The organism is Chlamydiales bacterium, assembly GCA_031292375.1.
Lineage (GTDB): Bacteria > Chlamydiota > Chlamydiia > Chlamydiales > VFKH01 > JARLHF01.
Map to the genome: position 1 here is coordinate 1 of JARLHF010000051.1, position 14,813 is coordinate 14,813.

The following is a 14,813-nucleotide window of genomic DNA, read 5'->3' on the forward strand; positions in this document are numbered from 1 at the left end:
ACTAACTAGTAAACTAGTTCGTTCGACTCGCATGCCTCATCCACGCCGTCAGCATTCAATCTGAACCAAGATCAAATTCTCGAAAAAATAAAATCTGATTTAATATACTATTATAGATACAGTTACTATAGATACAGTTACTTCTCTATAAATTAAAATCTTTGAAAAAGGCTGTAGAATAAAAAAAATTACTCTACCGCACAAGCCCTCATTTCTTGTTTTTAGGCTTGCACATTGTTTCACTTTTACTGTCAAAAGAACATCAGTATTCACGATACTGTTTACCAATCAGACATGTCAAACACACTTTAAGAATAACATCTTCTTAAACGCTAACGTCTGAAGGAATGCATGAAGATACTGAATAATCGCAATTTTTCGCAAGGTCTTTTTCAAAACCCTGTAAAATATCAGAGCGCATTACAACATAATGCGCTCATTTTCAATGAGTTAAAAAATCGGAAAACTTATACCCAACTTGTTGTTGCAAGATAAGTTAAAAAACCTGCTATGTATCCAATAAAGGCAAGAAAAGATACTCGTCTTAAATACCACATAAAACTCACCTTTTCAAGACCCATGAAAGCAACGCCCGCAGCTGAACCAATAATTAAAATACTACCACCCGTACCTGCGGCATATGCAATCATCTCCCATAGCTTAGAATCTATTGGAAAGGTACTTAAATCATACATACCCATTGTTGCAGCAACAAGGGGTACATTATCAATAATTGCCGAAGCCAGACCAATTAATCCCGCAACAATTTCTTGACTTGGAACATGATTACTCAACCAAATAGCTACATTCTTGAGCAGCCCCGTAACATCTAAAACATTAACAGCAAGTAATATTCCTAGAAAAAATAGAACACCAGAGACATCCACTCTCGTCAATATATGAGGTACCCTCAAGTGCTCTCTTTGCTCATATTTATAATGAACCAAATCCGTTACTAACCACATAATACCAAGACCTAGTAAAATACCCATAAAAGGAGGCAGGCCTGTGATCATTTTAAATATCGGAACAAAAATCAAAGAGCCAACACCTACCCAAAAGATAAGTTTTGCTTTTGGCTCTGCTCTACCAATAGAAATATCTGGCTGAATCTGCACAGCATATTCACCCTTTAAAAGAAAAGATTGAAAAAACAAAGGCACAGCAAGACAGACAACGCTTGGTAAAAATAGAGCTTTAATGATCCCTATGCTAGAAATTTGCCCTCCAATCCAAAGCATTGTAGTTGTTACATCACCAATAGGAGTCCATGCACCGCCTGCATTTGTTGCAATAACCATCATAGCTCCAAATACTTTTTGATCTTCCTTATCGGGTATAAGTTTACGAAGAAGAGATACCATTACAATGGTAGCTGTTAAATTATCCAGAACAGAAGATAAAAAAAAGGCAATAAACCCAGTCGACCACAATAACTTTTTCTTAGAGCGCACCGTAATAAAATCCGTGATAATTTTAAAGCCCTTATGTGAATCAATTAACTCTACAATTGTCATGGCTCCAAGCAAGAAAAACACGATACCACCAACGGAAGAAAAGTGCTCCAAAAGTGAATGAACACTCTCTGTTGTAGATTTTCCAATCCACACAAAGTAGATCGACCAACAAACAACTGCCATCAAAAGCGCAGCTGCCGCCTTATTGATTTTTAAATTGTGCTCAAAAACAATTAAAAAATATCCAGCAAAAAAGGCAATAAGAATTGCCGTCAATGCGGCAACAGGTATCATTTCCATAAATTATAATCCACTTTGTATAAGGTCATGCATTTTGACAAGGCCTACAAGTTTATCCTCTTTAATAACTGGCAAAACCGTAATTGGTTTTACTATATCATTTTCCATGAACTGCATAGCTTCCCATGCAAGCTTTTCAGGTATAGTAAACCTTGGTGATTTAACCATTAAATTTTCCATCCCTTTTTCCAAAACAGAGGCGCCAAAAGTCTGCAACGCTCTTCTTAAATCCCCATCTGTAAAAATCCCCTCTAAATGCATCTTATCATCAATAACAAGCAAACACCCACACCTCTTATCAGAAAGCTCTACAAGTGAATCTACAAGCTTATCTGATCTTCTACACAAAGGAAGCTTTTCTCCTGTTAACATAATATCTTTAACAAGAAGCGTAGTCCTTCTGCCAATGCGCCCTGCTGGATGGTTAATTGCATATTCACTTAAACTAAAATTACGCGCTCGCATAAGACCTACTGTTAAAACATCCCCAAAAATGAGCTGTATAGCTGTAGAAGTCGTTGGTGCCAAATCAAAAGGACAAAGCTCTCTCTCTAGAGGAAGATGGATTGCCATATCGCACGCCCTTGCAAGTCTACTTTTCAAATTAGAGACAATTGCAACAAGAAAGGAGCCTTTATTTCGGATGAAAGGAAGCAGCTGCAATAATTCTTCGCTCTCTCCACTTTTACTAAAACAGACAAATATATCATTTTTTGTAATAATTCCCAAATCGCCATGTAAGGTGTCTGTAGGAGATAAATAAATAGCTTTAGTACCCGTAGAAACCAGTGTTACAGCAATTTTTTGAGCAATAATACCACTCTTTCCCACTCCCGTAAAAAAAACTATACCCGTACAACTCAAAAGCTTTTGAAGTAATTCTTCTGAAAGCTCAATATCCAAATGATCAAAAAAATAATTAATATACTTTTGTTGACTGCGAAAAAGCTTATCGAACATTAAATTCCTTGCCTACATAAGATATATATATGTATACACAAAGCAATTCTTGAACTTATTTGTGTATACTTGATAGTTTTCCATAAAACAGCTTAAAAGGCGAGTATCATGGAAAAAAAAGTACCCATTGCAGTTTCTTTTGGCAATGGAATTGGCCCAGAGATCATGCAAGTAACGCTAAAAATTCTCGATGCAGCTGGAGCCAACATCGAAATCAATAAAATAGAAATAGGAGAGGATATCTACCTACAAGGCAATATAAATGGTATTGACGACTCTTCCTGGCGCATCATCCAAGACGTAAAAGTTTTATTAAAAGCGCCCACCACAACTCCTCGTGGTAGCAATTTTAACAGCACAACCTCCGCTTTGCGCTCTACACTTGCACTTTATGCAAACATTCGTCCCTCTATTTCCTTCTCTCCCTTTATACCTGCAAAATCTCCACATACAAATCTTACTGTAATCAAATATAACGAAGAAACTTTAAATGCCCACACTGAATACCAGCAAACTCCAAATATCGCCCACAGCATAAGAAGCATGAGTAAGGAAAGATGTGAAAAAATCATTCATTATGCCTTTGAATATGCCCTTGCAAATAATAGAAAAAAAGTGACTTGCTTTACTAGAGATAGTATGTTGCTAACAGATGGTATTTTTCGCTACCTGTTTGATATCATTGCAAAAGAATATCCACACATCGAACATGAGTATCTTGATTTAGAAACTGGATGTGTAAGTTTAGTCAACACTCCCGAAATATTCGACTGCATTGTCTTGCCTTATCTCTATGCAAATGTGCTATCTAATATTGCAGGAGGGCTTGCAGGGTCCATTGGTCTTTTGCCCTCTTTAAGTATTGGAGATACTCAAGCTCTTTTTGAAACCGTTCATGGCTCTTCACCAAAAAAGGCTTTTCAAAACATTGCAAACCCTTCAGCCCTTATATTGGCAGCTGTAAACATGCTTGTACACATTAATCAGCCAGAAACGGCCACACTTGTTAACAATGCCTGGCTCAAAACAGTAGAAGAGGGCATACATACACAAGACATTTATCATGAGTCTTCTAGCAAGGAATGCGTAGGAACAAAAGAATTTGCCGATGCACTCATTAAAAGGCTTGGCACAGGTCCTAGCACATTACCAATAACTCTATTTCACAAATATACATTTAAACCCCTCAAAAGCACTATCCTCTCCATTAAAAGAAGGGAGCTTGTCGGTTGTGATTTTTACGTTTATCACAGAATTGATTGCGAAGAGCTCGTTAGTATTCTAAAAGCATGCGAAACACCTAATCTAAAGCTTGCAGAGATAAAAAACCAAGGTGTCGAAACATTTCCAAAATTTCATTCAGAAATAAGTTGCTCTGAGCAATGGTGTTGTAGATTTTTATCAGAAAATGGCGTTGTACCCAGAGAGTCCATTGCCCTCTTACACCAAAAGCTCACAGAAAAGTTAGATGTCATCAAGCTTGAAAATCTCTATACTCTCGATGACACTCCCGTCTATCCCGTCTAAGACACCTCTAAAGGGTTCTGTAAATGCTCTTTTATAGCGTTGATAAAACCACACCCATAAAGACCATCTACTACCCTGTGATCAAAACATAAAGTCATATCCATCATACTTCGAATGGCTATCAAATCTTTCTCAACAACTACAACGCGTTTTTGTACAGCACCAGCCCCAATGATGGCAACTTCTGGCTGTCTAATGATGGGAAAACCATGCTTTGTACCTGTCATTCCAAAATTTGTAAGCGTTATGGTGCCATCTACAACATCATCGTGTTGTAATTTAGATGTACGTGTCTTTTCAGCTAATTCAGCTACACTCTTAGCAATATCGACAAGGCATTTATTCCCAACATCCTTAATTACTGGAACAATAACCCCTTGATCTACCGCTACAGCTACTCCTACATTGATAGATTGTTTAACGACAATCGAATCACCCTCAATAGAAGCATTTAAAAGGGGGTACTCCATCAGCGCCTTTGCAATTGCCTTTATGATAAAACTTGTCAAAGTAAGTTTCACGCCAAACTTCTTATGAAAACTCTCTTTTTCCCTGGCAATGAACATCATTACTTCCGTAACATCTATTTCATTGAGCAATGCCGCATGAGGAATCTCTTGGTAAGAGCGAAGCATGGTGTCAGCAATTGCTTTTCTAAGCCCTGTAATTTTAATTTTGGAAGGAGTGTCTAATGGAATAGATTCTTGAACAGACTCTCTCTTTAAATAAACCTCTAGATCTTTTTTTGTAATACGTCCACAAGATCCTGTACCTTTTATTTTTTCTAGTTCTTTAAAAGAAATGCCTTCTGTTTGAGCCATCTGAACTACTGCAGGTGAATAGAAACCATGCATCTCCTGATTACTTGAAAGAGGCCTTTCTACGCGCTTTTCTTCAATAACAGCTTTTTTCTCTGATGTTTTAGGTTCATTTGCTTCCAAAATAATTTCTGCAAGGGGAGCATCTACTTCTACTTCCTCATCCACCTGCACTAAGATCCCTTTTAAAATACCTGCAACAGGAGAGGGGATTTCACTATTTACCTTATCAGTAGACACCTCTAAAATAGCTTCATCTTTTTCTATCCTGTCTCCTGGCCTCTTCAACCATTGCACAACAGTTGCTGACAATATACTTTCCCCAAGCTTGGGTAACTGAATAGTCACTATTTTACTCATCCGGACAATTCCCTTTTATTTGCAATTTCATCTTAATCCACATCAAAGCTATCTGTTCGTGTAATGTAAACTCTTCTATTATTTTGACACGATCTTTTTCTGTACAAAGAAGCATAAGAGCGCCTTTTAAATAGGCATCTGTTCTAAATTTCTTTAAATCTTTTGCAGAAAATGCTCTATGATCCATTCCGTACAACTCATGAACGACTTTGGCACCTGCTAATTCTACTGTTTTTTTAAAATTCTCTGGATGTGCAATGGCGCAGAAAATAGCAACCTTCTTTCCTTCCAAAGAAATCTTTTGTTCTTTGTCATTAAAATCATAAATACCCTCAATACAAGGAGCAGTACAAACAACGGGCGCATCCGTATAGGCTTCTAAATATTCTATAGCATTGTTGCTCTCTTCTTTATTGTGACAATTTGTAAGCACAATCAAGTGAGCTCTTTTCAAGGCTTTAGAAGATTCACGAAGAGGCCCTCTTGGCAAAAAATAATTATTACCAACAGGTTTTTGTGCGTCCACTACAACGACATCCAGATCTCTTTTAAGCCTTCGATGTTGAAACCCATCATCCAATATAAGAAGAGTTGCTCCATTTTGAATAGCAGCACCAGCCCCTTTTTTTCTATCTTTACAAACAACTACTAAGGCATTGGGCAATCTTTTTGCTAGCAAAACAGCCTCGTCACCGACTTTTAAGATATCAGAAGAGGCGCCTACTAAAGTCGGAAGCTCTTTTTTTTCCGCATCTGAGCGATATCCTCGCAAAAGAATAGCTATCTTATGTTCTTTGCTTATTATGTCAGCAATCATCATAACTGTAGGAGTCTTTCCCGTACCACCTGCAACAATATTACCTATACTAATCACAGGAACAGATACCCTTGATTGTTTTAAAAAACCCCTGTCATAGGCTTTACTGCGCAAAGTAGATATGCATCTAAATCCAAGACTCAAACAAAAAAGAAACGAGCGCAAGAGGGACACAGCAATGCCTCTTTGCTTACCTCTGGTCACGCTTAAAACAAGAGCTTCTAAGGAGTCGTACATTCTTCTTTCAAAAGCAATGTTTCCATTAGCTCTACTGCATTATCGAAAAGATATTTTTCAACCATCTCAATAATGATGTGGATGGCAGCCATATGGGCTTCTTGAATGCGATCAGATGTAGAAAAACCATCAATGGAAATTTCTAAATCTGCAAACCCCTTGAGCATACCTCCGCTTTTTCCAAGAAAGGCAATAGTAGACAAACCAAGAGCTTTGGCTGTCTCAAAAGCATAGATAATATTTTTTGAATTACCACTTGTTGAAAGACCTACAAATATATCTCCCTCTTTTCCAAAGGCCTCAACACCTCGCGCAAAAATTTGATCAAAGCCAAAATCATTTCCAACACAGGTAATATGGGAAGAATCCGTCAGTGCAATTGCAGGAAGGGCCTTTCTTTTTTGACGAAATTGCCCAGTTAACTCCTCTGCAAAATGTGCTGCATCACAAAGGCTACCACCATTACCAGCAATAATAACTTTATTACCCACTCTAAAACAATGAGCAAGAAGTTTTGCCGCCTCATCCATGAACGCAACCGACTTAGGCTCTAGGAGTTGCTGTAATGCCGCGCTACTTTCTCTTACTGACTCTATGATATATTCTTCCATTAGAATCCCAATATTTTTCATACACGCATTTTAACAAATTCTAGAATATTACGCACAAATTAATTGCGGTGGCGCACTTCTATCACTAGACGCTCTTTTGAAAGCTCATCAATTACGGAGGAAACTTCTTGCTGATTTCCCTCGTCAAGATTAGCATCCCACTCATCTAAAAGTAATACTTTAACATCCACATTATTACGTATCTCTAAAAGTTGGTGCTTTAGCATTTCTCCAGATGATGCTGATTGATCATTTGCAAGAAATGAAAGATTGTGATTATTAGGAAGAAAAAATGCATGCTCACCCAAATGCTTTTTTACAACGATGAGAAATGTAGACTTTCCAGCTCCATTGTCTGCCCTCAATGTATAGCGCCCACAGGGATGTGTGTAGACAGTTACGCCTTCTACAACCTGCGCCGACTCTGCAAATTGTTTGTCATAGGAAAGAAGAGCCTGTATAGGAAATGGCAAGGGAGGCGTAAATATCAATTTTGACCAGGAAATTCTATTTTCTAAAGAGTCTAATGGGGTTACTGGCGGCTTTAAAATGGTTTCAATCGTATCAAGTTTAGTTCGGTGTACGGGCCATTGTGCAATATAACTAAGGCCCAATTGCGTATAATCCAAAATAGAAAACATACGCGGCAATGTAAGTAACAATGCAAGTAATATTGCAGGATTATGTCTATCTGTAACCAAGGCATCAAGAGCCACAATGATCGAGGGCAAAAAAATAATTATCGTCACAATGACAGTAAGCGATTGATTAAAAATTGCAGAAGATAGGTTCAAGCGCGTTGCTGCACCTAAATAGGCACCTGTTTTCCTAATCCAAAGATTAAAATTATACTTATTTCCAAGCAGCACATTATCCCAAGAAGAGAGCAAAGAACGACCCAAATGAATACGCGCATCTTGAGTCTCTTTAGCAAGCCCCGTCTGCTTCTTGTACTGTACTTTCATCAAAATCGCAACAAAACATAAGCTTACCAAATAACCCACTGCAAACTTGGCATCAATCAATAAGGAAATTGCTATAATATTAAGTACAATGTGTAGAAAATAATACATAAAATTGTAAATATGATCTACAGCCATATTTAAAGTATTCTGACCCTCTGCAGTCAAAATAGTCATTGTATCTTCTTTCAAAGTTTTATTATTCCATACAACAGCATCTTCTTTTCTTGTTTCCACAAAGCGATGAATCAAATAGGCATAGGCATTTTGCTTCCAGGTATTATTGAAAACCATGGAAAAGGCTTCTGGAAGATAGGGGATTACAAGGGATGTGAGGTATAGGATTAAAAAGAAAACAAAATTATTTCCTGACTCTATATCATCTGAAAGCAGGGAAAGCCACAGTGTCGAGGAAGCAACAAGCAATTGCTGCACAAACAACATACTAAAACAGCCCAATGATGACCTGTTAAAAACAACTTTTTTTAATAATGTGTCCATTAAAATCTATACTTAATTATTCTTAAAATAACTCTTAAAATAAGTACGCTAAAGTATACCCTATACTCATTTTACTGCTATCTATTTATACACAAACCAATTCTTGAACTTGTTTGTATATATTATAACCATCTAGCTGTTTTAGATTGTTTTGTCTACATAAAATTTAAAGATTTAAAAAAATTGCATAACTAATTCATTATCAGTATAATACCAGACTTACCGTAACATAAAGACTTCATGCATTATGCAATTAGAACAAAAAGCTATCTACAATCTATTAAAAGCAGACTATCTACAAAATAAAAATGAGAGTATCCCTCATTGGAAAATTGAAGACTACAGAAAAAAAGAGCTCTCCTCTTTATTCAACACACTTGCCTCTTTAAAAATCTCGTTGAACCATCAAAGCTTTCTTGCCTACGCCGAAGAGGTACACTCCCCAGAAGAACTTACAGAATGCCTTGTACTAGAAAATACTGACACAGAAACAGAAGACCATATTTTTCTTATACTTTTTGAATTATGGAGACGACTTGTTCCAGAAAAGCGCCCTCTATCTATTTTTTGCGATGAGCTAGACGAGCAAATCTGTTTGTATGATCAAGAAACACATAAACAAGAAGAGCTTTTACAATTATCCCTTAGCACTATTCTATCTATTTTAGAAGAAAATGTCGACGCAGGGGAAGATCCCTTATTATTATTTAAGATGCTTCAAACTCACTCAATACATGATCTTGAAGCATTTTTATACGACTTTATCGCTGAAAAGTTAGACCAAGAACAGTATGCATATGCAAGCGAACTTATAGATGGTTTTTACCCCTTTGTTATAGATAAAGACTGGTTTAACCTACTACAAGCAAGGCTTTTTTTATCTACTAATCCAAGCAAGACCAATAGCATTATTAAAGAGCTCATCCAAAAAGAGCCTATTGACCTAGAACTTTACCTAGAAACACTTCAATTCCTATCTCATTGTGCAGATGAACAACTATTTTTAACTCTCGCAAAAAAAACTATTCCTTTTTTAGAATCTGAAGACCAGCTACAAGATCTTTTACTTAGCACGATGCAATACTATTGCTGTCTTGATAAAGAAAAAGAAGAAAATGCAATTCAACAACTACTCAAAAAAAGAGAACACATACTTTCAGACAATCCTGTAGACGATAATATTTTAGCTCAGGTTATGATTTTGATAGGGAAAAACTGAAGATAGTCAGAAGAAGTTAAGACATAACAAACAGAACCCCTTTTACCAAAAAGAGGCCCTACATCGCCTCTTAGCCCATGTAAGTGCCCAAAAATACAGATGTCTACCCTATATTTTTCCAAAAGCTCTGCGGCCCTTGACGACTTTAAATCTAAACCAATTGGCGGATAATGCGTTAAAGCTACACGTAAGCGCGCTTTTTGGTCTAATGCTTGCAAACTAATCTCTAAGCGCTGCAACTCTCTTTGAAAGATTTTCTCATCCGCTCTACATTCATCTTCATCTTTCATCTTTGAAGCAAGAGTTTTTTCATCAATAGAATAGGCACTGATTGAGCCAAAAGAATACTCCTGTGTATCCCAAAGCCTGCTACCTGCAAAAGAGATATCGCCCCAACTAAAAGCATTATTCTGAATAAAATGAATGGAAGGGGGAAGAAACTGCTTAAGCTTGGAAAAAGATGGCCACCAATAATCGTGGTTACCCCTCAATATTAATTTAGTTCCAGGAAGCGCATGGATCCACTCCAAATCAACTAGCGCATGCTCCAAATCCATTGCCCAAGATATATCTCCAGCAATAAGAACAAGATCCTCTTGAGATACGGCCCTACACCAATTATCCCTTATCCTTTCTTGATAATTAAACCACTTTTCTCCAAACACTTCCATGCTTTTACTTGGAATTCCAAAAGAGAGATGAAGATCTGAAAGTGCAAAGACGCTCATTTAAAATACAAATCCATCAGGAATATGGGCGCCTTCTGGGACAATCATGATGCCATCGCGAACAAAAATATTGTCCCCATCATAGTGAACAAGGTTGTTTTTATTGATGAGCTGTACGTTCTTTCCTAGATAAACATTCTTGTCTATAATCGCTTTATTAATAAGACATCCATCATCGATTACCAATTTTTGCGGTAAGCGCTGATAATCACAAGCAGAAGACTCGTAAAAATCATTTCCAAAAACAATGCTGTTTCTAATCGAACAATTTTTACCTATAATAGACCTTGGACCTATGATGCTATTAGCGATCTCCTTTGCCTCAACAATAGCACCATTGCAAACAATAGCGCCATCCATTTTACATTTAATAATTTTAGGACCCGGTAAATGATGATGTGCTGTAAAGATAGAGCGCTTTTCATCATAACAGTCAAATAATGACTTCTTTTTAACAAGAGATATGCTTGCATTATAAAAAGATTCTATCGTTCCAATATCTTCCCAATATCCATCATAAAGATAGGCTGCAACTTTTCCTTTCCTTATTTGGGCAGGAATCAAGTGGTGGCCAAAATCTTCTCCTGTCTCTGAGCGCAGAAGGTCGAATAAAGCCTTCCTCTTAAAAACATAGATCCCCATAGAACCAATATAAACACGTTTACCAATATTTTCTATTCCCTGTTTTTTAAAAAGAGCTTCATTTGTTGCAAAAGGAGCAAGCTCTTGAAAAGAAGCTGGCTTTTCAATGAAATTTGTAACATCTGCATTTTCATTAATATTGAGAATGCCCATGCGAGATGCATCCTTTCTGCTTACAGGAATCGATGCTATTGTAAGGTCTGCATCTTTTTTACAAGCAAAAGAGACAATTTCATTAAAATCCATGTTGTAGAGCTGATCTCCAGAGAGAATCAAAAAGTAATCTGCTGGAATATCTACCAAATACTCAAGGTTTTGTCGAACGGCATCTGCAGTTCCAGCATACCATGTTCCCTTACCAGGCTTTTGCTCTGGTGCTAATACCTCAATAAATCCAGAAGAAAAGCTATCTAGACGATAAGTGTGTAATAAATGACGATGCAGCGAATAAGAGAGAAACTGCGTAATGACAAAAATTCTGCGAAAATTTGCATGCAACGAATGAGAAACAGGAATGTCTATCAATCTAAATTGTCCAAATGGTATGGAAGGCTTACAGCGAAATTTCGTAAGGGGAAATAACCTTTTTCCCTCTCCTCCCCCTAAAACAATACTGACAACTCGATTAGCATCGAATAACATTCAAATACCTTGTAAATTATTAAGGACATAAACGCGTAGTTCAGGTTAATATTAGACTTCTTGCGTAATTATCCAAGAAGTCTATTAAAGCACACAAAACTTAAATTTTTGGCCCTCTATGCACTATAATCGCATATTAACAATCAGATTATTTTTAATCTTCATTTTTATCTGTTTCAGCTTAAAAATTTTTTCTTATAGTGAGCCAAAAGTCACCTTAGGTATCGATAGATTATTAAACGAAGCTTCTTTTCAAAAATTATTAAAAGGAAAGCGCGTAGGCCTTGTTACTAACCACACAGCTATCAATTCACAATTTGCCTCTACCATATCTCTCCTAAAGGCAAATAGCTTAGAATGCAAATTAGTCGCCCTTTTTGCACCAGAACATGGCATTACAGGACTTGCACACGCCGCAAAAAGCGTTGAAAATAGTATCGATGAAGATGGCATCCCTATTTACTCTCTACATGGAGCTACAAGAAGACCTACACCCCACATGCTCAAGGGTATCGACGTCATCATCTTTGACATCCAAGATATTGGAGTGCGCGCCTACACCTATATTTCCACGCTTTTTTATGTCATGGAAGAATCAGCCAAACAAAACATTAAGGTCATTGTAACAGATAGGCCAAACCCCATGGGGGGCACGACAGTAGATGGGCTTTTGCTAGACCCCAAATGGCGCTCATTTATTGGCTATGTCAACGTAACTTACTGCCACGGAATGACTGTAGGAGAACTTGCAAGCCTTTTTAATCAAGAGAATCAAATCAATTGTGATCTTACTGTAGTCCCTATGCAAGGCTGGATGCGCTCTATGTCTTTTAATGAAACAGGCCTTGCATGGATACCTACAAGCCCTCAAATTCCAGAAGCAGATACCCCCTATTTTGCTGCTACAACGGGGTTTCTTGGAGAATTTCAAATTGTAAATATAGGAATTGGCTATACTCTTCCCTTTAAGGTGGTTGCAGCTCCCTGGATCGACGCTAATCGCTTTGCCAAAGAACTCAACGCCCAGCGCTTTCCAGGCGTTCATTTCTTACCCATCCATTACAGGCCTTTTTTTGGATCCTTTGCAACTCACGATTGTCATGGTATCCAAATCGTCATCACCGATAAAAAGCTCTTTCTGCCCGTAGAAACTCAATATCTACTTATGGGCATACTTAAGAGCCTTTATCCAGAACAATTTAAAAAGGCGATGGAAGTAAACCTCTCCAACAAAGAGCTATTTTGCAAAGCTAATGGAACGGAGGAAGTATACCAAATACTCAATAAAGAAAAGTATGCCGTATATACACTGAGAAAGATGTGTCAAGAGGCACGTAAAACCTTCTTACCTATCCGTAAAAAGTATCTATTGTACTAGACTAGTCAAAACTTCGTCGATCTCAGCAACATTCACGGTACTATCTTTCTCTCCTCCTTGAGGAATTGAATTAAGCGAGACGTAGTTCATTTGCTTAAAAAAAGCCAAATTCTTAAAGCAGAATACGCGCTGCTGTGGATGAAAAATTTCAATTAGCGTAATTTTAGGATGCGCAAAAATTAAATTAGTAAGCCCTCCTCCATGGGGTGCTAGAACCACTTTTGCAGAGCGTATCAGATCAACTTGTTCTTTAACAGAGAGTCCTTCAAAGTAAACCACTTCAAAATGGTGCTTTTCTAACACTTTCATCAACTCATCTTCATTTAAAATACGTCTTCGCATAGCGCGCTTTCTTGATATATATATCTTTCTTGTAGGCTCTATACCTGTATCTGGATAAAGAGAGTTGAGTTTTTCCACAATCCAAGGGGTTAGTAAGTGACAACACCATCCATAAGCACCCGGTCTACTGGGAACAATCACTTCTTTAGCCTTGATCATGGTTCTATCATCGCTTTCAATCCACTTAGACTTATCGATTCCAAGCAACTCTAAAGTCTCTTTTTGAAAGGGCTCAATAATTTTTGGCAGATAAATTTTATCAAAAGAACACCCACATTCTTTAAGTAAAAGAATCTTGGGCATAAGCTCTATCATCCAATGATAATATGTTTGACTGCCCTGAGTAGATGCAACAGCTACACGCTCATTATAATAGCGCTGAACTCTTGGAAGAAAAAGGCGCTTCATAACACCTGTTTGCCAAATGCCATTATAGTCCCAACAATTTGCATTATTTTCGTAAAGAGCATCTTGGTTTGTGATCACAAAACCAGCTCTGCGATAAATACGAGCATCTTTTAGAACGGCAACTGTCAAAGGAGATACGTTATATACTTCACCATCGATAGAGTAAGACTTAGAGCCCTCTTCAACATGAAATTTTTCTTGAGGTTGTAATTGATTAAAGCTTGTAACTGTTTTTGCAGGCCCAATCCATTCACTACTGATAACAGGAACCCATGTTAACACCCTTGGAAAGAGAGCAACTAACGCAATTAATAGTAATAAAGCAATTCCGATAAGGATAAGGCGTTTTATCATGATACAAGTACACTCCAAAATAGGTTATGGAGTGTACCGGGATCGAACCGGTGACCTCAACAATGCCATTGTTGCGCTCTACCAACTGAGCTAACACCCCAAATGTCTACGGCATTCTAAGGGTTTGCTTCTTTATACACAAACAATTCTTGAACTTGTTTGTGTATAATGTCTACATTGCCGCTAGCTGCGCAGGCCCCAGAGTACACATGCCGCCTTTTGCATCTTTCAAATCTTTGCCCTTCAATGCTTTTTTACTTTTGCGCTTTTCAGGCTTTGTTTGAGGTGTTGTATTCGTTTTTTTTGATTTACTTACTTTTGCCATAAACTCTTCTCCAAAGTTAAAAGACTATCCCAACCGAAAAATAAGTAATTTTTATATATTAAGTCAAGCACGCTTTTACACTATCAGCAATTAGGAGTGGCGATGGATTTATAAGTGTTTTCTCGTCTAGTAGGCCAAATGAAGCGGATCTTTCCCTTCAAACAAGGTAGTATTGGACAAGTAGATAAGATCTAAAATCATCTGCTTCATCACAAATGAAATAGT

At 37.4% G+C, this 14,813-nt stretch carries 13 protein-coding genes, 1 tRNA gene and 1 rRNA gene; 3 read left to right on the plus strand and 12 right to left on the minus strand.

Going from position 1 to position 14,813, the window contains the following annotated elements:
* The 3 genes from P4L16_06750 to P4L16_06760 all read right to left on the minus strand — a co-directional run.
* A 16S ribosomal RNA gene (locus P4L16_06750) occupies window positions 1-87 on the minus strand; the annotation flags it as partial.
* Between the two features lie 380 nt (window positions 88-467).
* Window positions 468-1,757, minus strand: coding sequence for a sodium:proton antiporter NhaD (gene nhaD, locus P4L16_06755; GenBank protein ID MDR3624820.1), 1,290 nt, complete (start codon window positions 1,755-1,757; stop codon window positions 468-470).
* Between the two features lie 3 nt (window positions 1,758-1,760).
* Entirely contained in the window at window positions 1,761-2,717 is a 957-nt protein-coding gene (locus P4L16_06760; GenBank protein ID MDR3624821.1) for a KpsF/GutQ family sugar-phosphate isomerase, read from the minus strand.
* Between the two features lie 108 nt (window positions 2,718-2,825).
* Here P4L16_06760 and P4L16_06765 point away from each other — a divergent pair, with 108 nt between their 5' ends.
* Window positions 2,826-4,244 carry an NADP-dependent isocitrate dehydrogenase gene (locus P4L16_06765; protein MDR3624822.1) on the plus strand — a complete coding sequence of 473 codons (1,419 nt, stop codon included), beginning with the start codon at window positions 2,826-2,828 and terminating at the stop codon, window positions 4,242-4,244.
* Here the strand turns inward: P4L16_06765 and P4L16_06770 are convergent.
* Genes P4L16_06770 through P4L16_06785 form a run of 4 tightly spaced genes read right to left on the minus strand, consistent with a single transcriptional unit; the run spans window position 4,241 to window position 8,550 of the window.
* The gene (locus P4L16_06770; GenBank protein ID MDR3624823.1) at window positions 4,241-5,422 is read right to left on the minus strand and encodes a dihydrolipoamide acetyltransferase family protein; all 1,182 of its coding nucleotides are present in this window, start codon (window positions 5,420-5,422) and stop codon (window positions 4,241-4,243) included. The two genes, P4L16_06765 and P4L16_06770, sit on opposite strands and share 4 nt — an antisense overlap.
* Window positions 5,415-6,476 (minus strand): tetraacyldisaccharide 4'-kinase, encoded by a 1,062-nt coding sequence (lpxK, locus tag P4L16_06775; protein MDR3624824.1) that lies wholly within the window; start codon window positions 6,474-6,476, stop codon window positions 5,415-5,417. Before lpxK ends, P4L16_06770 begins: the two co-directional genes overlap by 8 nt.
* On the minus strand, window positions 6,461-7,087 hold the full coding sequence (locus tag P4L16_06780) for an SIS domain-containing protein (GenBank protein ID MDR3624825.1): 627 nt from the start codon (window positions 7,085-7,087) through the stop codon (window positions 6,461-6,463). The genes lpxK and P4L16_06780 overlap by 16 nt, the downstream gene beginning before the upstream one ends.
* Before the next feature lie 59 nt (window positions 7,088-7,146).
* Window positions 7,147-8,550 carry an ABC transporter ATP-binding protein gene (locus P4L16_06785; protein MDR3624826.1) on the minus strand — a complete coding sequence of 468 codons (1,404 nt, stop codon included), beginning with the start codon at window positions 8,548-8,550 and terminating at the stop codon, window positions 7,147-7,149.
* Window positions 8,551-8,797: 247 nt separating this feature from the next.
* Between P4L16_06785 and P4L16_06790 the strand changes: the two genes are divergently transcribed.
* Window positions 8,798-9,769, plus strand: coding sequence for a hypothetical protein (locus P4L16_06790; protein ID MDR3624827.1), 972 nt, complete (start codon window positions 8,798-8,800; stop codon window positions 9,767-9,769).
* On the opposite strand, the gene P4L16_06795 is transcribed toward P4L16_06790, so the two are convergent.
* Together P4L16_06795 and P4L16_06800 are read right to left on the minus strand one after the other, a co-directional pair.
* Window positions 9,739-10,497 (minus strand): metallophosphoesterase, encoded by a 759-nt coding sequence (locus P4L16_06795; GenBank protein MDR3624828.1) that lies wholly within the window; start codon window positions 10,495-10,497, stop codon window positions 9,739-9,741. The genes P4L16_06790 and P4L16_06795 overlap by 31 nt on opposite strands.
* Window positions 10,498-11,781, minus strand: coding sequence for a sugar phosphate nucleotidyltransferase (locus P4L16_06800; protein ID MDR3624829.1), 1,284 nt, complete (start codon window positions 11,779-11,781; stop codon window positions 10,498-10,500).
* A 118-nt stretch (window positions 11,782-11,899) separates the two neighbouring features.
* On the opposite strand from P4L16_06800, the gene P4L16_06805 reads away from it, so the two are divergent.
* Entirely contained in the window at window positions 11,900-13,159 is a 1,260-nt protein-coding gene (locus tag P4L16_06805) for a DUF1343 domain-containing protein (protein ID MDR3624830.1), read from the plus strand.
* Here the strand turns inward: P4L16_06805 and P4L16_06810 are convergent.
* The 3 genes from P4L16_06810 to P4L16_06820 all read right to left on the minus strand — a co-directional run bounded on the left by P4L16_06810 (window position 13,148) and on the right by P4L16_06820 (window position 14,588).
* On the minus strand, window positions 13,148-14,263 hold the full coding sequence (locus P4L16_06810; protein MDR3624831.1) for a glycosyltransferase family 61 protein: 1,116 nt from the start codon (window positions 14,261-14,263) through the stop codon (window positions 13,148-13,150). The genes P4L16_06805 and P4L16_06810 overlap by 12 nt on opposite strands.
* Window positions 14,264-14,290: 27 nt before the next feature.
* Window positions 14,291-14,363: transfer RNA gene (locus P4L16_06815), tRNA-Ala, on the minus strand.
* Window positions 14,364-14,435: 72 nt separating this feature from the next.
* Window positions 14,436-14,588, minus strand: a complete 153-nt coding sequence (locus P4L16_06820) for a hypothetical protein (protein ID MDR3624832.1) — start codon at window positions 14,586-14,588, stop codon at window positions 14,436-14,438.
* Window positions 14,589-14,813 lie beyond the last annotated feature (225 nt).